Source organism: Phocaeicola coprocola, from assembly GCF_041333015.1.
GTDB classification, from domain to species: domain Bacteria; phylum Bacteroidota; class Bacteroidia; order Bacteroidales; family Bacteroidaceae; genus Phocaeicola; species Phocaeicola coprocola.
This window is the reverse complement of the sequence record NZ_JBGKGM010000004.1, coordinates 435,264-458,313: the sequence shown is the minus strand read 5'-3', so window position 1 is coordinate 458,313 and position 23,050 is coordinate 435,264. Positions and strand designations below refer to the sequence as shown.

14 protein-coding genes and 2 pseudogenes are annotated in these 23,050 nt (G+C 43.4%); 8 read left to right on the top strand and 8 right to left on the bottom strand.

Annotated features, from left to right (window positions below):
• Positions 1–94 precede the first annotated feature (94 nt).
• The 3 genes from ACDG22_RS12635 to ACDG22_RS12625 are packed head-to-tail and all read right to left on the bottom strand — an operon-like array spanning position 95 to position 6,535.
• Positions 95–982: a carbon-nitrogen hydrolase gene (locus ACDG22_RS12635; RefSeq protein ID WP_007570791.1), complete on the bottom strand. Its 888-nt coding sequence runs from the start codon at positions 980–982 to the stop codon at positions 95–97.
• Positions 983–995: 13 nt separating this feature from the next.
• Positions 996–2,030 carry an agmatine deiminase family protein gene (locus ACDG22_RS12630; RefSeq protein ID WP_370858910.1) on the bottom strand — a complete coding sequence of 345 codons (1,035 nt, stop codon included), beginning with the start codon at positions 2,028–2,030 and terminating at the stop codon, positions 996–998.
• A gap of 38 nt (positions 2,031–2,068) precedes the next feature.
• On the bottom strand, positions 2,069–6,535 hold the full coding sequence (locus ACDG22_RS12625) for a translocation/assembly module TamB domain-containing protein (protein WP_270230726.1): 4,467 nt from the start codon (positions 6,533–6,535) through the stop codon (positions 2,069–2,071).
• A gap of 136 nt (positions 6,536–6,671) precedes the next feature.
• On the opposite strand from ACDG22_RS12625, the gene ACDG22_RS12620 reads away from it, so the two are divergent.
• From ACDG22_RS12620 to mobV, 8 genes and pseudogenes are all read left to right on the top strand, one after another.
• A complete protein-coding gene (locus ACDG22_RS12620; protein ID WP_022125832.1) occupies positions 6,672–8,045 on the top strand; it encodes a C1 family peptidase in 1,374 nt (457 codons plus the stop codon).
• Between the two features lie 164 nt (positions 8,046–8,209).
• Positions 8,210–10,951, top strand: coding sequence for a SusC/RagA family TonB-linked outer membrane protein (locus tag ACDG22_RS12615; protein ID WP_270230725.1), 2,742 nt, complete (start codon positions 8,210–8,212; stop codon positions 10,949–10,951).
• Positions 10,952–10,961: 10 nt separating this feature from the next.
• Positions 10,962–12,587 carry a RagB/SusD family nutrient uptake outer membrane protein gene (locus ACDG22_RS12610; protein ID WP_007570800.1) on the top strand — a complete coding sequence of 542 codons (1,626 nt, stop codon included), beginning with the start codon at positions 10,962–10,964 and terminating at the stop codon, positions 12,585–12,587.
• A gap of 578 nt (positions 12,588–13,165) precedes the next feature.
• Positions 13,166–14,323 carry a site-specific integrase gene (locus tag ACDG22_RS12605; RefSeq protein ID WP_050756983.1) on the top strand — a complete coding sequence of 386 codons (1,158 nt, stop codon included), beginning with the start codon at positions 13,166–13,168 and terminating at the stop codon, positions 14,321–14,323.
• A gap of 550 nt (positions 14,324–14,873) precedes the next feature.
• Positions 14,874–16,040: pseudogene (locus ACDG22_RS12600) on the top strand (reverse transcriptase/maturase family protein); the annotation flags it as partial.
• A gap of 167 nt (positions 16,041–16,207) precedes the next feature.
• Positions 16,208–17,401 (top strand): primase-helicase family protein, encoded by a 1,194-nt coding sequence (locus tag ACDG22_RS12595; protein ID WP_007570744.1) that lies wholly within the window; start codon positions 16,208–16,210, stop codon positions 17,399–17,401.
• 12 nt (positions 17,402–17,413) lie between these two features.
• Entirely contained in the window at positions 17,414–17,845 is a 432-nt protein-coding gene (locus tag ACDG22_RS12590; protein ID WP_007570745.1) for a hypothetical protein, read from the top strand.
• A 126-nt stretch (positions 17,846–17,971) separates the two neighbouring features.
• A pseudogene (mobV, locus tag ACDG22_RS12585) lies at positions 17,972–19,338 on the top strand (MobV family relaxase).
• A 90-nt stretch (positions 19,339–19,428) separates the two neighbouring features.
• Here mobV and ACDG22_RS12580 read toward each other — a convergent pair.
• The 5 genes from ACDG22_RS12580 to ACDG22_RS12560 all read right to left on the bottom strand — a co-directional run bounded on the left by ACDG22_RS12580 (position 19,429) and on the right by ACDG22_RS12560 (position 23,016).
• A complete protein-coding gene (locus tag ACDG22_RS12580; RefSeq protein ID WP_007570749.1) occupies positions 19,429–19,878 on the bottom strand; it encodes a cupin domain-containing protein in 450 nt (149 codons plus the stop codon).
• Positions 19,879–19,898: 20 nt separating this feature from the next.
• Positions 19,899–20,675 (bottom strand): MBL fold metallo-hydrolase, encoded by a 777-nt coding sequence (locus ACDG22_RS12575; protein ID WP_040312165.1) that lies wholly within the window; start codon positions 20,673–20,675, stop codon positions 19,899–19,901.
• Positions 20,676–20,748: 73 nt separating this feature from the next.
• A complete protein-coding gene (locus ACDG22_RS12570; RefSeq protein WP_007570751.1) occupies positions 20,749–21,456 on the bottom strand; it encodes a hypothetical protein in 708 nt (235 codons plus the stop codon).
• A 5-nt stretch (positions 21,457–21,461) separates the two neighbouring features.
• Positions 21,462–22,052 carry a hypothetical protein gene (locus ACDG22_RS12565; protein WP_148315590.1) on the bottom strand — a complete coding sequence of 197 codons (591 nt, stop codon included), beginning with the start codon at positions 22,050–22,052 and terminating at the stop codon, positions 21,462–21,464.
• Positions 22,053–22,068: 16 nt separating this feature from the next.
• Positions 22,069–23,016 (bottom strand): SIR2 family NAD-dependent protein deacylase, encoded by a 948-nt coding sequence (locus ACDG22_RS12560; protein ID WP_370858909.1) that lies wholly within the window; start codon positions 23,014–23,016, stop codon positions 22,069–22,071.
• Between the last annotated feature and the right edge of the window lie 34 nt (positions 23,017–23,050).

Here is a 23,050-nt window from a genome sequence, read left to right as displayed (position 1 = left end):
AGTAACTATCCTATACTTTCTGGAATGCTCATTTAATTTTGAGGCACTCTCATGTTTGTATTAATTATAGTTCTAAAGCTAGAACGAAAATTTGTTAGTCGATAAAGCGTTTGGTCAGCTCATCAAATTCGTCTATTCTTCTATCACGCAAGAATGGCCACCAGCGACGAACATTTTCGCTTCGGTTCATATCTATCTCTACTACGAGATTTTCTTCTTTCAGATTGCTTGCTTGTGCAAGAATTTCTCCTTGTGGTCCGGCTACGAAGCTATTTCCCCAAAATTGGATGCCATTGGTTTGTCCGGAAGGATCAGGTTCAAGTCCTACTCGGTTTACGGCGATGACAGGAAGTCCGTTTGCAACAGCATGACCGCGCTGTACTGTTACCCATGCTCCAAGCTGACGCATCTTTTCATCTTGTGTATCACTGCTTTCCCATCCGATTGCTGTTGGATAAATAAGTAGTTCTGCACCTTTTAAAGCCATCAGTCTGGCTCCTTCTGGATACCATTGATCCCAGCATACTTGAACACCTAGTTTACCCAGACTTGTTTCTATTGGCTCAAATCCCAGATCACCTGGAGTGAAATAGAATTTTTCATAATAGGCAGGATCATCTGGTATATGCATTTTACGATATTTTCCCGCAATACTTCCGTCAGTGTCGAATACAACGGCTGTATTGTGATAAAGTCCGGGTGCACGACGCTCAAATAGTGAAGTAACCAATACTATATGATAAGCTGCTGCTATTTCACTATAAAATCCGGTTGACGGTCCGGGGATAGGCTCTGCCAGATCAAATAAAGATGTATCTTCTGTTTGACAGAAATAGGGAGTATTATGTAATTCCTGTAGAACAACAAGTTGTGCACCGGCTTGTGCAACAGAAGCAATATTACGGTGCAATTTTTCCAAATTTATTTTCAGGTCATTCGTACATGCTTGTTGTACAATACCTACTCGAATGGTTCTTTTCATATCGGTTAAAATTTTAATGTTTGCTGTTTTTTACACTTTCCGGATATTGCATGGTAACGCAATGCAATGAGCCATGCTGCTTAATTAGTGGGCAACAATCTATTCCTACAATATCTTTTTCAGGAAAAGCTTGTGCTAATATCTGAGCAGCCTTTTGATCGTTATCCGGTTGGTTGTATGTCGGATACAATATGGCATCATTCATTATCAGGAAATTGGCATATGTTGCAGGCAGACGTTCACCTTCTTCATCATAAATAGCTGTTGGCATAGGCAGAGGAAGCAAGCGGTATGGTGTATTCTCCAGTGTGCGGAACGTTTTCAGCTGTTCTTCCATTTTAATGAGTTCATCATAATGTTCATCTGCGCTATCTGTACATTGTACATAAACAATAGTGTTGTCCGGACAAAGTCTAGCCAATGTATCTATGTGGCTGTCAGTATCATCACCTGCAAGGAATCCGTGATCCAGCCATAAAACTTGTTGAAGATTAAATCTTTCTTTTAAGTATAGCTCTATATCCTCACGCGTCATTACGTCGTTCCGATTAGGAGCGAGGAGACAGGTAGAAGTTGTAAGCATGGTTCCTTTACCATCACTTTCGATAGATCCTCCTTCAAGTATAAAGTTACGACAGTTTGTATAACTCCCTTTTAACAGATTGCTCTGATATAAATTCCAGTTTATCAGATTATCTTTATTTGCTGCAAACTTCATTCCCCAACCATTAAAACAGAAATCTAACAGCAGGGGAGTCCCGTCATTTTGGAGCAATGTGATAAAGCCGTGATCGCGTGCCCAAGTATCGTTGGTCGGGCATTTTACAAAATGTATATTGTCTTTATATTTGAAGTCTTTTAATTTTTCTGGATATTCAGGGGCAATCAGTAAAAGAGGTTGCCGAGAAGCTATTTCACTGGCGAGGTTGAAAAAACATGTTTCTACTTCATCTAACATGTAGTTCCAGTCGGTTCCGCTATGCGCCCACGTCAGCTGGATGTAGCTTTGTGGATGCCATTCGGCGGGTAAGAAATAATTCTTTTCCATAATGAGATAGTTTGTTTTATAATGTTGTTGTTCTTTTCTTATTGGCTGTTGCGCTTGCTGCGACGTTTTAATAGAATCCAGTCAAATAATTCGCGCCAGTTCGTAAAATCTTTTTTATACATTAAACCTATTCCTTGTGTTGTCAGAGTAGATTTTGTAAAGTATCTGTCGTTGGTCTGATTATATCCTTTCAAGCGGAAATCACCGTTTTTAGTCAGTAGCCACATTGCTTCAAAATCTCCTACGAAGTTGGTGTTACGCATAGGGTTATCGCGGTAACCGAAATTACCATTAATAATTAATCGGTTGTTAAGCAGTCTTCCTGAAAGAATAGCTTCTGCCTCTACGTCAGTCCACCCTTTATCGCCTGTACTTAAATTGGTTCCCACGTTCCAGTTCTGGCTGTCTATTACTTGAGAAAGCATATTATTTAACTGTCCGGAAAGTGTGCTGAAAGCCAGTGAACTTGTTGCATCCGACTGATTGGCATTGTTGGCATAATCAAAGGTATAAAACTTTCCAATACTCAACAAATAAATGATTTGTGTATTCATTTGCTCTTCTGTACTGGTTAAACTTCGTACCAATTCCCGGTCTTCATCGCTAACGGTCGGCAAGTCCAGGTCGAATTTTAATGTAGGAGCCGTCAGGTTACCTCTCAGATTCAGTAAACAGTTTACCTTTACAGTTCCTTTGGTATTTGAAGCATCAGCCACTAAATCATTTAATGAAGCAGAGTTAACGGTATAAACAGCCTGTACATCCAGATTGGCTTCTCGTGGATTTCCGTTGAATGAAACTGTTCCTCCTGATTGCAGGATGAAATCTTTATGGATAACATTCTGCATGCTCATTTTGTATATTCCTTCTTCGATATTGTAGTTACCGAAAATCTGGAAATCTCCTTTATTATAATAGTTGATACGCAGGTTGCCGGTTCCGTTTGCAGAAATGTTATCTCTTGCTATAGGATCCATGACGATACGCATGGTAGCAGCCGGAGTTGCTTCTATCTGGAGATTAATGTGGGTATCAGTAGGAGTGTCTTCTTCCTCCTTATTATCTGTTTTGTTTAAATGATGATATAATTCAGTCTGAATGTTTTCTTGCTGTCTTCGGGGAGTCTTATCCACAAATTTTATAAATTGTGTATTGGTTGCTTCAGCTGCTGTGGCGGTTACGTATGTAAACTTTGTTTGTGGATCAGTTCGTAATGTCCCGTCCACAGTAAGTGTATTGTTTCCCCCGCGCAGCAACACTTCTCCAGTTGTATATATTTTACCATAGAAAGGGAATTCAGGTGTTTCCTTTTCCGTGTGATATACCAGCATATTGTTTGTGTTGAACCGGAAATCATACATCAGGTTCTTTAGTTTTGTATGTCTGAGTGCGCCATTAACTAACCCGGTATGTCCTTCGGGGTCTGTTACTTGTATGTTGTCGAAGGCAAAGTGCCCTGAGCTTATACGGAATGAGTCTGCATGAGCGGTGAATGATGTATTAAGGATATTTACTTTCATGCTGGCATCTGCTTGAGCACATCCCTCTAAGTCAAGTCCGGAGAAAGGACCGTATAATCGGACACGTCCAAAGACTCTTCCCTGCATATTTGTAAATATATTCTCTACAAAAGGTTGCAGGAAGGAAAGATTTGTACCTCCTGCCTGAATATTTATGTTTAATCCTTTTTCCTTAGGCGAAACATACCCGGTTACATTAGTGAAGTAATGATCATTCTCTTTTATGTCGGCATGTAAGCGTACTCCTCCTAATTCATTGTCCCATTCACCTCTTATATCTCCCTGACCTAATAACGCATCGTTCAGCGAAAAGTCTTTTACGTTGAGTCGGGTATACATCACCGGATTGTCAAGTACATTATGTAAGTGTACACGTCCAGTTACTAGACCATTGAATTTAACTGCATGAAACTGAATTATATCCATTACATATTGTAAGTTGATATTGCTCAAATCCACCAGACAAGAGTCTGTTGTTTCCTTTCCAATACGTCCGTTTGCACGTACATATTGGTTTTGATGCTCAAATAGAAAGTTGTCGATTTCTATCAGGTTTTTATCAATGGTTATTTGTGATGGATGTATTTTCCATATCGTATCATTTAAAATAATTTTGCTTGGACGCAGGTCTATCATCGTTGATAAGCGATTACTTTCTTCTGACTTACGGAAACTTGTAATAGCTTCTACCATACCGCTAAAAGTGGAAGGAACATTATTCCCCCAATGGATGGTCGTTTTTAATTTATCGTCGTTGACCCGAGAATTTACAGCCAAATTAATCATTGCACCTTTTTGCAGACGTTTGTTTATACGCACTTGGCATTGCAGTTCATCTGAAGTGTTATTACACAATAACGTTCCTGATTCGAAATATGAGTCGTTGTAAACAAATGCTGGAAGATAACCTCTAATTTGCAACCGTGTACGGTTATCATCAAAATATCCGTTTAATGTAGCCGGCATGTATAGTTCAACAGGGATTTTGAATACCTTTGAGAATAACTCTGTATCTTCCAACTGGAAATTGAACTGAAAATCATTGTTTGTTTCAGGTAATTCCTTGTTGAGAACGAGTAATGACGGAATGTACCGTTGCAATGTCTTCAATATACTTGCTGGAAGAGTACGGTAAGAATAGTTCCCTTTGACAAAGCCATTGAGGAAAGGAGAACGGATTTCTATTTGTTTTTCCTGACTATTACTTACGTTTCCGGCAAATATGCTTAAGTTTTTTAAGAAATAACATTGATCTTTTTCTGGAGCGTTGACCTGTACGCTGTCAATACTGATTTTTCCCTTCATGTCATCAATGGAGTGTCCGCTGAAGTCGGCAGTCAGATTCAGTGACATATCTGTATCTTTATATTGGTCTGTCAGATTCAGATCGTTAGGGCGGAAGTTACGTACCACAGCTTTTAGATTGAAATCAGGCACAGCTTGTCGTGTCGCAACATGTCCGTTTATCTCAATGTTTGCATTGCTGTCGTTCAAAGATAATTTTCCGTTAAATCCTCCTGGAGTATATTGTCCGTCAAGCATGATGTTGCGGTACTCATACTGCTTGTATGTAAACGAAGAAATTACTCCCTTAATATATGATTCAGCTTTGCCATCATGATATTTGAAACCTTGCAATTCTATGTCGAATGTTGTGCTTCCCAGTGTCTTTTCCTGGTTTAACAAGGTTCCTAATTGTAATTCCGGACTGATTATTTTTCCAGAATAAGAACGTAGATGGGTTAATGTATCGGAATGCATGGTTACATTGGCCCGAATACTTCCTACATCTGTAAGAAGTGTACCATGTGTTGTTAATTGATTCAGATAACCGGAAATATCTCCGTTGAAACTTATGCTCCCAATCCGTTTCAGAATATCGGGAACATTGTTCTTGCCACTTAGGTTATAAAGTAACCAGTTAATACCTTCTTTATCTACTTCCAGTTGCGACAGGTTACCGAAAAGGAACATATTATTTTTTTCGTTCCAGTGGTTTATCATAGCTTCTGCTTTCAGCAAAAGACTTTGAGTATTGTTTGATATATAAATGTCTGTACACTTGGTTTGATATCCTTTTCCGTCCAACGACATGCGCAGGTTTATAGCTTCATTGAAATGAGCTAGTGCAGGTACAAACATGGCAAAGTCAGCCAACGTAATACGAGCTCTCATATGAGCCATATACCGTGTGTCATTGTTTATTACAGGAGCAGATGAAGCACTGTCATATGTTGCAGCAAGCGTATCTATATTCAGCTCACTGTTAGGAAAAGAAACCTCAATATTGTTTGCCTGTAATCCATGGTGATTGGCTGTAATTTTCAGTGCCAGTTTCTTTAATTTGAATCCACTCTGTTCGTTGAAACTTATACGTTTGATTTGCGCATTGAGAGAATCAGGGGTTAAGGCTTTCAGTGAAAGTGTTGCTGAAAGATTCTGTATGCCTAAATGGTTTGAATTAAAACGTCCAGGAGTTTGAGCTTCGGAAAGTAAGTCATAGTAGACCTGTCCGCGACGAATCAATACGGAATTAATACGCAGATCGATGGTTGATTTTTTCTTGATTGTATCTTTTGAGGCAAATGCATCAAGTACAAACTGGAAATTTGTCTTACTGTCAGGGGTCGGACGGTTGAGGTGGGCGTTCAGACCAAAAAGCTGTACACTGCTGATGCGTATTTTGCCGTGTAATAAAGACGATAACTCCATCTTAGCAGATAAACGGTTTATTTTCAGCAGCTCCTTGCCAGACTTGTCTTCCAGATATACATTCTGTATAATGACACGGTTCAGCAGTCCTAAATCGATATTTCCGATTCTGACCTCAGTCTGCATGATACGGCTGAGCTCTTGAGCCGTAAAATCGGATAGCCGTTTTTGAATAAAAGGAATACTCAAAACGGCGATAATTCCGAAATAGCATACCAAAGCTAATATGATGGTAGATCGGACAATATGTTTTATACTTCTGAACTTGCTCATGGGTATGACTCAAAAATTAATCAAAATTACAAATATCGCTCGAAGTAATCTATATTTTACCTTCTTATTTTATTATTTTTAAAATACAAATTCGTACTTTTGGCACATTATTTAGAAACTAACACATTTAAGGTATATGAAGAAGAACATAATGTTAGCATGCCTGATGGCAATGGCATTGGGAGCACAGGCTCAACAGGGGGGGATTACACAAGACATGTTGAACCAAATCAAAAGCAGCTATAAGCATACGCCGGCAGATAAGGCTATTTATAATGCCATGGCTGAAACCAGTATAGCTGTACTTGCGAAAAATCATGAAAATCTGGCTAATTTCGATACTAACTTCACAAATAAAGTTGTTTCACATGGCATAACAGACCAGCAGCAGTCTGGACGTTGCTGGCTTTTTACCGGATTGAACGTATTGCGTGCTCAGATGATGGCTAAATATGGTCTGGACGAAATGGAGTTCTCTCAGAACTATTGCTTTTTCTACGACCAGCTAGAGAAAGCTAATCTTTTCTTGCAGGGAATTATTGACACGCGTGAAAAACCAATGGATGATAAGATGGTAGAGTGGTTATTCCGCAATCCTATAAGCGACGGAGGACAATTTACTGGTATTTCAGATGTTATAGGTAAGTATGGAGTAGTTCCATCTTCGGTTATGCCAGAAACCTATAGTAGTGAAAACACATCACAGATAGCTCGTCTGGTTGGCTTGAAGTTGAGAGAGTTCGGTCTGCAATTACGTGATGAGGCTGCAAAAGGAGTAAAGGTTTCTGCACTTGAAGCTAAAAAAACAGAAATGCTTTCTACCGTTTATCGTATGCTTGCCTTAGCATTCGGTGAACCTGTGGAACGTTTTACGTGGACTATGAACGGTGAAACGAAGGAGTATACTCCACAGTCTTTTTATCAGGAATATTTGGGAAATGACTTAACCAATAATTATGTCATGCTGATGAATGACCCCAGTCGTGAATATTATAAATGCTACGAAATAGATTTTGACCGTCATGTTTATGATGGAAAGAACTGGACTTACGTCAATTTACCTGTTGAGGATATAAAAGCAATGGCTATTGAATCAATAAAGGATAGTACAATGATGTATTTCTCTTGTGACGTCGCGAAATTCTTAGACAGTAAACGTGGTACTCTCGATTTAAAGAATTTTGATTATGAATCACTGATGGGTACTACGTTCGGAATGAATAAGAAACAGCGTGTCCAGACCTTTGCCAGTGGATCCAGCCATGCTATGACTTTGATGGCTGTAGATTTGGATAAAGACGGTAAGCCGAAGAAATGGATGGTTGAAAACAGTTGGGGAGCAGAGGCTGGTTATAAGGGACATCTGATTATGACCGATGAGTGGTTTGACGAATATATGTTCCGTCTGGTAGTAGAAAAGAAATATGTACCAGAAAAGGTACTGAATATTTTGAAGCAGAAGCCAATCCGTCTGCCGGCATGGGACCCAATGTTTGCTCCAGAAGAATGATGAGCAGATAAGTTTGTTTATATATTTTTGTAGACGTCCTGATGTTTATTCTGAAAACCTGTATTTTCAGAAAACATCAGGACGTTTATTTTGGGCTTTAGGGTTGTTTTTCTCTTCCTTTTTGCTTAATTTCGTAATTATCCTTAATTTAAAATCTGATTCTTATGAAGAAATATCGGAAAGCAAAATCGAAGTATATTGCTGTCTGTTCGTTAACCTTATGGTTATATCAGCCTGTAAATGCACAAATAGAGATTACAACTCTTCCGGATAGTGTGATAACGGTTGGATACGCTCGGGGTACACTGAAGAACATATCCGGTTCGGTAGAACAAATTACCGAACAGCAAATGAATAAAGAGCAAATAACTAATCCGCTGGAAGCTATTCAGGGACGAGTACCAGGATTGACTATCATGAAAAGCAGTAATGGTACAGCAGCTTTGGAATCTGTCCGAATGCGAGGAACCACTTCGTTGACAAGTGGTAATGATCCATTGATAATTGTAGATGGGGTGTTGGGCGATTTAAGTATGCTGACTTCGATTTATCCGACCGATATAGAAAGTTTTACAATCTTGAAAGATGCCTCAGAAACAGCGCAGTACGGTTCTCGTGGTGCCTCGGGTGTGATTAATATTACAACAAAAAAAGGAATCTCTGGTAAAACGCGTATTAATTACAACGGAAGCTTTGGCATTGCCCATGCTTATCGTCATCTGGATATGCTCTCTGGCGATGAATATCGGAAAGTAACAAGCGAAAATGGAATTTCTATTCTGGATAAAGGCTGTAATACTGATTTTCAAAAAGAAATAGAACAATTGGGCTTGCAGCAGAATCATAACATTGCTTTTTATGGTGGAGGAGATGCTTCCAACTATCGTGTTTCTTTGGGCTATCTGAACCGTGAGGGAGTGATACAGAATGAAAGCATGAAGCTTTTTACATCGAATATGAATATGTCGCAAGATATATTCGATAAATTTATCCAATGCGAACTTGGACTGTTTGGATCAGTCAAGAAAAACCGGAATTTGTTCGATTATCAGAAAACTTTTTATTCGGCAGCGGCTTTTAACCCTACTTTCCCTAACCATAAAGATTATACGACCGACGCTTGGGACCAGATAACTACTGCCAGCCAGATAACCAATCCTTTGGCTTGGATGGAGGTCAATGATCGTGATGATGTTTCTTATTTCAGTGCTCATGCCCGTTTGAATTTTAATTTGTCGCCCGACCTGAAATTTATACTTTTCGGCTCGTATACTTATAATGATACAGAGAACTCACAGTATTTGCCCACTATAGTCTGGGCAAACGGACAGGCGTATCGTGGAAACCGCCGTTCAGAATCTGTCTTAGGAAATGCAATGCTTACGTATCGGAAACAGTTGAAAAAGCATTTCATAGATGTATTGGGCTTGGCAGAGTTGGAAAAAAATACATATACCGGATTTTATACTACGGTAACAAACTTTTCTTCCGATCTTATGGGGTTCGACAATCTTCAGGCTGGAGCTCTGCGTCCCTGGGAAGGAACAGGTTCATATTATGAGGAACCTCATCTGGCATCTTTTCTGGGGCGAGTGAATTATACATATGACGACCGTTATGTACTGACAGTCAATGCTCGTACGGATGCATCTTCAAAGTTTGGAGCAAATCATAAATGGGGCTTTTTCCCATCTGTTTCTGCTGCATGGAATGTGTCAAATGAACAGTTTATGAAGCAGATTACCTGGATTGATAATTTGAAGTTGCGCCTGGGTTATGGACTTGCTGGAAATCAGGGAGGTATAGATTCGTATACGACGATGAATCTAGTCCGGCCCAATGGAGTCGCACCTGTCGGAAATTCTCCTGTAGTGACTTATGAAACATTACGCAATATCAATCCCGATCTGAAGTGGGAAGTAAAACATACTTTCAATGCCGGTTTCGATGTGGGCTTTTATGGCAACCGTTTGCTGTTGTCTGTCAATTATTACAACTCTAAGACAACCGATATGCTTTATAATTATCGGGTAAGTGTTCCTCCTTTTACCTACAATACATTGCTCGCCAATATTGGTTCTATGCGTAACAGCGGTACAGAAATCTCTGTTGGTATTACTCCATTGAAGACCAAGGATATGGAGCTGAATATCAATGCAAATATAACTTTCCAGAAGAACAAGTTGCTTTCGCTGAATGGTATGTATAATGGCGAATATATTTCGGCCTCGGAGTATACTGTTATAGCCGGACTTGACGGGGCAGGTTTTCATGGAGGATATAATAATATTGTATATCAGATTGTAGGACAGCCTTTGGGAGTTTTTTATCTTCCTCACTGTACCGGATTGGTTCCCGATGGTAATGTTGGATATAAATATGAAATCGCCGACTTGAATGGGGGAGGTGTAAATCTGGAAGACGGAGAAGACCGTTATGTGGCAGGTCAGGCTATGCCTAAGACCTTGCTTGGCTCAAACATTAGTTTCCGGTATAAACGTTTTGATGTATCGTTGCAGATAAACGGAGCTTTCGGACATAAAATATATAATGGAACTTCACTGACTTATATGAATATGAATATTCTTCCCGACTATAATGTAATGGAGGAAGCTCCCCGACAAATGATAAAAGATCAGACCGCAACTGATTATTGGCTGGAGGATGGAGATTATATTAATTTCGATTATCTGACAGTAGGGTATGATGTTCCTCTGAAAAATACGAAGTTTTTACATAACATGCGTCTGGCGTTCACTATCAACAACTTGGGAACAATAAGCGGCTATTCGGGATTAACCCCTCTTATAAACAGTATGACCGTAGACTCTACATTGGGAGTTGATGACAAACGGACTTATCCGTTGTCGCGTACCTATACTCTTAGTTTAAGTCTTAATTTTTAAATGTTTAGCCATGAAAAAAATATATATATTATTTTTGACTTGCACTTCATTGTTCAGTATATCGTGCAGCAGTTTCCTTGAAGAAGATCCTCGGGATGGTTTATTGGGAGATAATGCTTATTCTACACTGCCGGCTCTCTATCGGAATTGTGTAGCATCGCTTTATAACTGTGTAGGCAGTTATAAAGATAGTGAAGGATTGCAGGGAACAGGGAGAGGTATCTATGACCTGAATACTTTTACGACCGATGAGGCTATTATGCCCACCCGTGGAGGTGACTGGTATGATGGTGGATTCTGGCAAGGACTCTACCTGCATCAGTGGGGAGTAAATAGCGATGCCATATTGAATACTTGGGAGTACTTGTTCCAGAGTATTAAGCTATGTAATTATTCGTTGGAGCAGATTGAACATTTCTCAGCGACACATACTGATAAAGAACTTCCGGCTTATAAGGCAGAGGTACGTGCCCTTCGTGCTATGTTTTATTATTATGCGATGGATTTATTCGGACGCATTCCTCTGCTTGTTACTTCCGATGCGGCCGGTGCGGAAATGAAACAGGCAGAGCGTGATAAGATTTTTACTTTTATCGTAAATGAATTGCAGGAGGCTGTTCCTTTCCTGAGCGAAGAGAAAAGTAATATTCCTGGTGAATATTATGGCAGAATGACAAAGCCTGTTGCTTATTTTCTGTTGGCTAAGCTGATGCTGAATGCTGAAGTATATATGGATTCCGACTGGACAGATGATGTCTTTCCGGATGGCAGAAAAATCTTCTTTACTGTAAACGGAGAAGATCTCAATGCTTGGAAAGCTGCACAATATTACTGTACACAGATTTCTCAGATGGGTTATCAGTTAGAAAAAGATTATTCTTCAAATTTTGCCATATTCAATGAGTCTTCTCAGGAAAATATTTTTGTAATACCGATGAGCAAGACTTTATACACCAACCAGATGCAATATTTGTTCCGCTCCCGTCACTATAATCATGCAAAGGCCTATGGATTAGGAGGTGAAAATGGTTCAAGTGCAACGCTTGAGGTTTTGCAGACTTTTGGGTATGGCACAGACAAAGTTGATCCTCGTTTCGATTACTGCTATTTCGCCGATGAGGTGTACGATTTACAGGGAAATCCTATTCTGCTCGACGACGGCACTCCGCTGGTATATTATCCAGAGGCAATAGTCCTCGATGTTTCCAATTCGGTATATGAACAAACAGCTGGAGCACGTATGAAGAAATATGAAGTGGATAATACAGCATTAAAAGATGGAAAGTTGATGGATAATGATATTGTCTTGTTCCGTTATGCTGACGTGTTGCTGATGATGAGTGAGGCCAAAGTGAGAAATAACGAAAATGGAACAGGAGAATTGAATGAAGTCCGTGGCAGAGTAGGAGCTTCGTATCGTGAAGCAACTCTTGAAAACTTGCTGGATGAAAGGCAGATGGAGCTGGCGTGGGAAGGCTGGAGGCGTCAGGACTTGATTCGTTTCCGTCAATTCACTCGTCCGTATAGCTTCCGTCCACAGCTTCCCGGTGAAGAAAACGGTTATACAACTGTTTTCCCGATACCTGAAAAGGTAATAGTGATGAATGGGGTACTGAAACAAAATCCGGGGTATTGACAAATTATTTTATTGGATATTCCTTTTGGGGATTTTTTGTTGTTCTTTGCATTGATTATAAGTTGTTTACGTGGTCTTGGACCTGCCTTTGAAAAAGTATATGTTCTTTTCCCGAAGATATCTCGATATTTTCGGGAAAAGATGCTGAAGAATTTATACTTTTTTGAGGGAATGTTATTAAGACTATGCTGTTGTTTTTCTTTTGTAATAAAAAATCTTCGTGGATCAGTGTTTTTTCGTTTTCGCATGTCGTCCGGATGAAATAACTTCTTGAGCTGATTCCGCCCGATTCTGATAGAATGTTTTTTCAAGGAAAATAATAGGATAAAACGCAGAATAAAGCGAATTTGAGCATTCTCACTGACGGTCAGAGAGTTTGGCTTCTGGTGGCACGGAATGACATAAGGACGTAAAAACGGATTTAGGCGGATTGCAGTAAGAGATGCACTTCCAAACCATTACCCGACACCAATTGCACATTTAACGCTAACAGGCTCTATTTCTGCGTTCTGCGTAGGTTTACATTCTGCCCTTACAACTCCCATAAACTAATTTTGCACCAAACAAAAAGAATGATTATGCGGAGCACTTTCAAGACAGTCTTCTATGTAAACGGAAGCAAGGAAAAGAACGGAATTGTCCCCATCATGGGACGGGTTACAATCAACGGGACTATCGCACAGTTCAGTTGCAAACAGCACATTTCAAAGGAACTTTGGGATGCCAAAGGCAACAGGGCGAAAGGAAAGAGCCGTGAGGCGGTGGCAGTAAACTACGCCCTTGATAATATCAAGGCGCAGATAACGAAACACTACCAGCGGCTTTCCGACCGTGAGGCGTTTGTCACGGCAGAAATGGTGCGCAATGCCTACCAAGGCATCGGCACGGAGTATGAGACATTGTTGCGTGCCTTTGACAAGGAGAACGAGGCGTTTGCCAAACGGGTGGGCAAAGACCGCTCCAAGCGCACGTACCAAAAGTACCTGACCGTCCGCAAATACGTGGCAGAGTTCATAACAAGGCACTACAAGCGGACGGACATGGCGATGAACGAACTGACGGAGGATTTCATCCGTGACTACTGCCTGTACCTGCGAAACGAGGTCGGGCTGGCGCAGTCATCCGTGTGGATATACTCCATACCGTTGAAACACATCGTCACCACGGCGCACTACAACGGCAAGATACCGAGAAACCCGTTTGCGATGTACCACGTTGACCCCGACCACAAGGAACGTGGCTTTCTGACGGAGAATGAAATTCAAGCATTAAGTGCAATCAAGCTGGACAATCCCAACTTTGCATTGGCAAGGGATTTGTTCCTGTTCGGTTGTTGGACGGGCATCTCGTTCACGGACATCAAGAACCTGACCACTGACAACATTGTTGAAATGAACGGCACACCATGGATTGTGTCGAAACGCCAAAAGACGGGCGTACCGTTCCAAATCAAGCTGATGGACATCCCTATGCAGATAATCAGGCGTTACGAGCCGTTCAGAAGAGACAAGCGGCTTTTCAATATCGGCTCGCTTGACATGGTGAACAAGCGCATCAAGGCCGTGGCGAAGAAATGCGGGATAGAAAAGCCGATTTCATTCCACCTGAGCCGCCACTCCTTCGCTGTCTTGGCTCTCAATTACGGTATGCCGATAGAAAGCGTGAGCAAGATTTTGGGGCATACCAATATCACCACAACGCAAATTTACGCGCGTGCGCCCAGAATGGTCGCTTAATAAATACTTCTTTAGCAAGAAGTTAGGATTGGGTTCGATATAGTCCTATCGTCAATCAGTTTATCCAAAAGGGAAACCCGATGGAGAGTGTAGCATACTGATTAAAGCTCCAAGTCCACTAATAGTCAGGTGGCGACTGAGGGGCAAGACGAAAAGACATACATAAGGATGAAGCCTTGATTGGTTGAATGATAGTTCAGTGGTACCAAATCTTGTAACAACGGAAGACTATTATACATACGTTGTTTCATAGTACTCTGCCTATTTTGTGCGTTAGTGCAGAGCATAAAGAACCGACTATGACACAGCCGCAATAAGCGGACAAGAACGAAAGTCGCATCCGACAGTATGTCGTGCTAATAGTTATTAAGAGAACTAACTGGGGATTACCTAAGTCGGAACGCTGGAACAAACAGCTATAAAGAAAGCTTTTGAATATCCGATATGGTAACGGAACTTCCGTAGTAGTCCGAGCAGGGGAAAGCCTTGTACATGGCGAAGGGAAGTAGTCTGTAACTTTAATACAAACAACGGAAAACGTGAGAGACGTATGAGAAATCCAGAGCAAGTATTAAACATTTTAGCTGGACACAGCAATGAGCCCGAGTATAAATACGAAAGGCTTTACCGTATTCTATTCAATGAACAGATGTTCTTTGTCGCCTACCAACGTATGTATGCAAAGCCGGGCAACATGACACCCGGCACAGATGGCAAAACTGAGGATGAGATGAGCATTGATAGGATAAACAAACTCATAGAGAGTATAAAGGATGAGACTTATAGTCCCAATCCTGCAAAGAGAACTTACATTCCGAAAAAGAATGGGAAGATGCGTCCGCTAGGAATACCGTCTTTTGAAGACAAATTGGTTCAAGAGGTAGTAAGAATGGTGCTTGAAGCCATATATGAGGGACACTTTGAGTGGACATCGCACGGTTTCAGACCAAACCGAAGCTGCCACACAGCACTGAAAAGTCTACAAAACAATTTCAACGGTGCAAAATGGTTCATCGAGGGAGATATAAAAGGCTTCTTTGACAACATAGACCATAATGTGCTGATAGAAATAATGAAAGGCAGAATAGCAGACGACAGATTTCTTCGTCTGATACGGAAATTCCTCAATGCAGGGTACATGGAAGAGTGGCAATTCAACAAGACTTATTCAGGGACACCGCAAGGTGGTATCATAAGCCCTATTTTGGCAAACATATACCTAGACAAGTTCGATAAGTACATGGATGAATATGCCAACAAATTCAATAAAGGGACAGCAAGAAGCCGCAACAAGGATATTTGCAAACTCAACAGCAGAGTACACTACCTAAAACGTAGGATAAATGAAGTAGAGGATGTAAACGTAAGAACAAGGATGGTAGAAGAACTGCACGAAAAGCAGAAGCTGATACTTACAATGCCAAGTGGCAATGATATGGATGTAAACTTTCGCAGGTTGAAATACGTGCGCTATGCCGATGATTTCCTTATCGGAGTTATCGGAACGAAAAACGAATGTGAGACAATCAAAGCTGACATCACTAAGTTTATGCAGGAAAAGTTAAGGCTGGAGATGTCACAGGAAAAGACTTTGATTACAAATGCACAAGACAGCGCAAAATTTTTGGGTTACGAAATATATGTCCGTAAAGACTATGCCACAAAGAGAAACAGTAACGGAACAGTGCGCAGATACTTCAACGGGAATGTGATACTTAAGGCTGATATTACCCGTTCCGCTGCATTTTCTTGTTTGTCTGTTTCTTTTGCGCCGTTCTGCATCGTTTTACGTATCAAGGTTTTAGCCGTCCTTCCGTAGCTTTGTGCCCATGTTTGATCCGCTTGCCGACAAGGCGTCGGCAGCACTAAAATCTTATTGAAAACATGGAGAAAAAAGAAGAATTCATCCGAGTAGGCACCACGCTCTACAAGATTGTGGACCAGCCCCGCATCGACGGCGGCTATGTGAGGAAGCGCATCGCATGGAACTCCGAGACCCTGCGGCAGGACTACGGCAAGGACTACATGGCGGGCATCCCCAAGTATGACGGCTTCTGCACCGTACCCGACCATGTGGACTACAAGCCCGTAGTCGGCAAGTTCCTCAACCTATATGAGCCGATAAGCCACCGACCGCAGGAGGGGGATTTCCCCTGCATCCGCTCGTTGGTGGAACACATCTTCGGCGAACAGTACGAGCAGGGCATGGACTACCTGCAACTGCTCTACCTCTATCCCATTCAGAAGCAACCCATCCTGTTGCTCGTGTCCGAAGAAAGGAATACGGGCAAGAGCACGTTCCTGAACTTTCTGAAAGCCATCTACCAAAACAACGTGACGTTCAACACCAACGAGGACTTCCGCAGCCAGTTCAATTCCGACTGGGCGGGCAAACTGCTCATCATGGTGGACGAGGTGCTGCTTAACCGCCGTGAGGACAGCGAGCGGTTGAAGAACCTAAGTACCACGTTATCCTACAAGGTGGAGGCGAAAGGCAAAGACCGTGACGAGATAGGCTTCTTTGCCAAGTTCGTGCTTTGCTCCAACAACGAGCACCTGCCCGTCATCATCGACGCAGGGGAAACACGCTATTGGGTGCGGAAGATTGTGCCGCTCAAGAGTGACGACACTGACTTCCTGCAAAAGCTGAAAACGGAAATACCCGCTTTTCTCCATTTCCTGCAACACAGGCAGCTATCCACCGGGAAAGAAAGTCGTATGTGGTTCAACCCGAAGCTGCTGGAAACGGATGCCCTGCGGAAGATAATCCGAAGCAACCGCAACAGGTTGGAGATTGAGATGGCTGAACTGTTGCTCGACATCATGGCAAGTGTCGGCGTTGAATCTGTCTCGTTCTGTCTGAATGATATTGTTCCGTTGCTCGTCTGCTCGCAAGTCAAGGTGGAGAAGTCGCAGGTTCGGAAAGTGGTGCAGGAGTGCTGGAAGCTGACACCTGCATCCAACTCGCTTTCCTACACCACCTACCAATACGACTACAACCGTGAATGTCTTTACTCACCCGTAAGGAGGATTGGACGCTACTACACGGTAAGCAAAGCGCAATTGGAAACACTCTGATATTTTGATGAAATGATGAAAGCATATATAAACATAAAGAATAACAGCAACTTACATACTCATCAAACGCTCAACAAAAGTATTTGGCTGATGAAAAGAGAAAGCGGACGCAGCCCCATACATCACTTTTCTTTTGGCGAGCGGTTTGATGAAAAGATGTTGAGAGAACATCCATCTGGTGGTCAGTGTGTTATGTTATCCATTCATCATTTCATCAGATTTTCACCCCTCATCAAGTCCAACGGGAAAGCAACAGAGGTGAACACCGCCATCCGCAGGCTGGTCGGACGGACTTCCATCCTGCCGACCGACAGGGGAAAGCCGATGTTACAAGCGAAAAGAGAACAGCATCCGAAAACCGCCGACACCGCCGCAGGCTTTTGGAAAACAAAAAGCCATAGCTCATTAGGGCGTTTTCTTCACGCACCGCTTCGCTCATGCTAAAAACACCCCAATGAGCCAACGGGGTTACACCCCTCTGGACACCCCCGTTTGCCCGTGCGGTACGAACCGCAGACAGACGGATACCGACAAGCAAGTTTGTAGAACCTAACAAAACAAGAAACGAACATGGGATACATAAGCATCCAAATCAACAAGGCGAAAGGGTCGGCTGACACGGGCGCATCCGACCACATCGAACGCAAGACCACGCCCAAGAACGCAGACCCTACACGCACCCATCTCAACCGTGAGCTGGTGCAATTCCCCGACGGTGTGGCAGACCGCACCGAGGCGATAAGCCACCGCATCCGCACGGCTGGCATCAGGCGGAAGATAACACCCGACCAAGTACGGGCAATCCGCATCGTGCTTTCGGGCACGCACGAGGACATGGTGAGGGTGCAGGACGAGGCAGGCTGGACGAATGGTGCGGTGACAACCTGCAATGGCTGCACCGCACGTTCGGAAAAGAGAACACCGTTTCGGCAGTGCTGCACATGGACGAGCACGCACCGCACATCCACGCCACGGTAGTGCCGATAGTGACGGGCGAGCGCAGGAAAGCGAAGAAGCAGGCGGAGGGCAGACGCACCTACCGCAAGAAATCCAACGCCGTGCGCCTGTGCGCCGATGACCTGCTGACACGTGAGAAGCTGGTAGCCTACCACGACAGCTACGCCGCAACAATGGCGAAATACGGCTTGCAGCGTGGCATCCGTGGTTCGGAGGCACGGCACACCACCACCGCCCAATATTACCGTGACCTGAAACGGCAGACGGGAGAGCTTGAAACCAATGTCCGGCAGTTGCAGACCGAACGCCAACAGGCGAAGCAGGAACTTGACGAAGTACGGAAAGAAATCAAATCGGAGAAGCTGGAAGCCGCCAAGGCCGAAGTGAAAACGGCACTTGTGGCAAAGGTAGGTTCTCTTTTGGGCAGCGGCAAGCTGAAAGGACTGGAAGCCGACAACCGTACCCTGCAAGGCGAGGTTGCCGCCCGTGATGAAAGCATAGAACTGTTGCAGCAACAGATGGAGCGGCAACAGGAGGAACACCAACGGCAGCTTATGGAACTGCAAGTCAAGCACCGCAGGGAGATGTCGGACAAGGAAGCGGAACACCAAAAGGAAGTGTCATTCTTGAAATCCATCATCCAAAAAGCCAAGAAATGGTTTCCGCTGTTCCAAGAGTTGGTGTACATGGAGAAGTTCTGCCTCAAAGTCGGCTTCAACGAGCGGCAGACCGCCACGCTTATCAGCGGCAAGCCGTTGTTCTACGAGGGTGAACTCTACTCGGAGGAACACAGGCGGAAGTTCACGACCGAAAGGGCGGGCTTCCAAGTGGTGAAAGACCCAATAGACAAATCCAAACTTGCACTTGCCATTAACGGGCAACCGATTGGCGAATGGTTCAAGGAACAATTCGATAGGCTATTCTCGTCCATTAGGAGGACTGTCGAGCCGCTTAGGAGAGGCAAGGGCATGGGATTATAAACAATGCCAACGGGAGGGTAGCAAGTTTGTGTTTTGGGCAGACCAAAACCGCTTGCCGCTCTCCCCCGTTAATCAGCAATTTGTATTATATTACCATTTCACCGGTTCGTCCAAAATCACGCCATCGGTAGCATCTTCTGCGGTGAACGTGTTGCCACGATACTGTACGCAGAGCATTACAAGCGAAGCCGTTCCGTTGTTGCGTACGCTGCGTTTTCCGTTGGGAGCCACGCGCACTATGCTGCCTTCTTCAACGGGAAACACCTGTCCGTCCACCTGGAACTCGCCCTTTCCTGCAAGGAAGAAGTAAAGCTCCTCGTGGTTCTTATGGGTGTGGAGGAAGCCCGTTTCCGTGTTGGGTTGGAACATCTGGAAGGAAAATTCACTGCCCGTTGCCTGAAGTGCCGCACCTCCGAACACCTTTCCCGGAATCTTCACTTCGGGTGAAAGTTCTATCACATACTCACTCAGTTCACTTAGCTTGCCAACGCTTATTACACTGAAATTTTCGGCTGCTGCTATTTTTTTGATTTCTTTCATCTCTGCAATTTTTATAGGGCTTATAATTTGATGGTTTCTCCGTCTTCCGGGATAATCAGGCGGTTCATGTCCGCTCCGTGATGCCACGCTTCGTTGCGCAAGATTTCACGGGTGGTCTGGCAATGGTCAATAGCATCCATGTGGACGGCTATCAGCTTGATATGCGTGGGCAGTTCATCCAACATTTGCATTACCTCAGCTTCATCTGGGATGATGCAGCCGTCCACTTTGGAAAATTCCGGAAAGACTGCACCGCCGCTGTTCACCACGATGTAGTCGGGATTGAACCGTTCCACCGTTTCGCGGATGCACGCTTCCCATTTGCAATCGCCCATAATATAAACCGTAGGACAGTCCTCTGATGTCAGGACATAGCCCGACACAGGTCCCATTATCTCGCCAATCTTGCCGAAACCGTGATGACCGCTTACACGATGGATGGTCATTCCACCCATTGTTGTCTTGTCTTCGATTACTTCCACCCGTGTGAAGCCATCCTGTTCCACCGTCGCCTTGTCCTGCGGTTGGGTATAATAAAGGATGTCCTTCGACAGATGCCGCTTTACTGTTTCATCGTAATGGTCGGGGTGAATGTGCGTTTGCAATACAAAGTTCACCCCTTCTGTTATCTCACTGACGGGCATTACGAGATACACACGGGGACTTTTATACACACCAAGTGCCGACTGGATGGTTCCCTTGTCGGCAAAGAACGGGTCAACAAGGATGTTGTGTCCTGCATAATTGATTCTCAAAGTGGCATTGCGCACCAAGCGGATAGTCGTTGTCTTTTTCATCATTCTACTATTTTTAATTGTTTTATCGTTTACGGTTGCAAAGTTCGGAAGAATCTTCCCGTGACTCTATGCCTTAAACATGGGAATATGTACCATTTTGATAAAGTTCATTCTTCAATTCTTGGAGCGTCACGGCTATGTCGCCTGCCAGTCCGATGGACTTGTGGACAATGGCATCGGGAATGTACAATTCCGATGCCAAGTTCAGCGTGATGTAGATAGCATGAGGCTCGCTATTTGCCAGTTGCATCAAGGGCTGTTTGATAAGTCGATTGTACCGACCGATACCCAACTCAAAGATAACTACGTTCCTATTATGATAACGCCGAAGGAATTCGTTTGCCTGACAACTTTTATCCTTAAGTGGGCGGTGTTCCAATAAATCTTCGAAAGTACCTTCTACCTCAAAGACCTTTTCCGCATCGAAGCCGGACAGTTCCAGATGCGTATCGGCATTCGAAGTAAGGATAAAGTAATCCCTATGATTCACAACGGCAAGCAGGTCTTTCATCACCTGCGAGGGACGGTACTCTTTGACCCAGTGCTGCACAAGGCATTGCAGAAACTCTGCCCGTACGTTTTCCGTAGGGTAGTGAAAGAAACAACCTTCAATGACATTCCGTATGCCATACTGCTGTTGGAAATCCCCAAACTGGCAACGGAACATCTCGTTGTTGGCAAAGACGTGATAGCCTTCAGCGATAGAAAGCCCGTTGCTGGCTCCTATCAGCAGGGCATCGGCCCGGACGATGGCCTGGGCAGCTTGTTGTATTTCGTTCATGACCTTTATGCTAAGGGTTTCCAATAGATATAGGTCATGTAATCTGCTTCCTCGGTAGAGTAATGCGTATCACGATACCGGGAAGCCAAGGCAAAACCGTGGGCAGGATAATAATCGTGGTCGCACGAAGTGTCTGTCCATAGGAACATCCGTTTAGCGCCCATTGCGCTGAACTCCTGCATCATTGCGCGTAGCAGTTCCCTGCCGCATCCCTTCTGTATGCTAATGAATAGGGAGAGTTTTACGTCGCCATCGCCCATTTGCGCGATGGTGTTCCGGTCGGCTTCGTCCATATAGTCGTTGAGCCGTTCCAGCAACTCCTTCTCCTGCGGGTTCATCGTCTTGCATTGCTCGCCGACCCATACGGACAGGTCTGCCATCTTGCCTTTCCGTGTGCCGAAGATGATGCCTTTCACTTCTCCGTTACAGGTGATTTTGAATGCCAAATCCTCGTCCGTGTAATTATGACGGACGATACATTCTGCAATGCAACGGATGTATTCAGCCCGGAACTCATCGTAATATCCGTGCCAAGTTTGCCGTGCCATGCTTATTGCAGCATTCATATCTTTTTCTGAAAACTTTGTTATCTCCATAGTCATTTATATTATTTTAATAAATACGTGAGGGATTGAATGCTTCCTTTGCATTAAATTTTTTCATGCCTGCCGTGGACTTGCCAAGCAGTTTCTTCAACGTAACGGCAATATCATCACTGATGGCAAGACTTTTCTTCGCAATCTCTTTCGGCACAATGGCGTGTTGCGGATTGACGGTGGCATAAAAGGCATCGGGGAACTGATAAGTCATGTTCATAAACGGTTCCTTAATGAACATCGGGGTCATCATACCTACACCGAGTTCGAGGAACAGTACCTTGCGCCGTGAGTTGGCACGCAGGAAATCGAGGTACCTTTTCATTTCGCGCTGATAGTATTCACCTTCAAGGAATGTGTGCGAGCGTACCCACGGAGCCAGTTCTTCGCCGCAATGCGGGCAACGGGGAATCAGTTCGTCAGGCAATACATCTTCCACAATCTTATCGCTTAACTCGAAAACTTTCTCCTTATTATAATATATTTCATCGTGACACGGACGGCTGCATTGCCAGTAACGGTTATCTCCTTGAATCCGAGTAATCTTTTCATCCGGGAATACCCGGAAAAACTGTGCATCCTGATTGGTTGTGGCTATATAATAATTTTTTCCTTGAAGAAGTTTTGCCAAATCTTTGTAAGTTTCACCTGTATAACACTCATAAATATAACGGGTGGCACGTAACATGCTTGCCCAAAGTTCTCCGCGGCTGAGACGCCTGTCATAAAATAAGTCGAAATAATTATGGATATTATATTTCTCAGCCAATCCTCCTGCCAACATTTTATAGACGTCATCATCTTGATAATAAAAAACGAATCCGGAAGCGGCAGACATTCCCGATGCACCGCCCACTACAATGGCATCAGCTTCGTCTATTTTCTTCTTTAACAAGTCTATTTTTTCTTTTGCAACCATATCGTATGTTTCCATTTTTCCGGTTACAAAGTTCAGTAATATCATTCAATAGTTTTATGCCAAAAAATTGCAAATATAT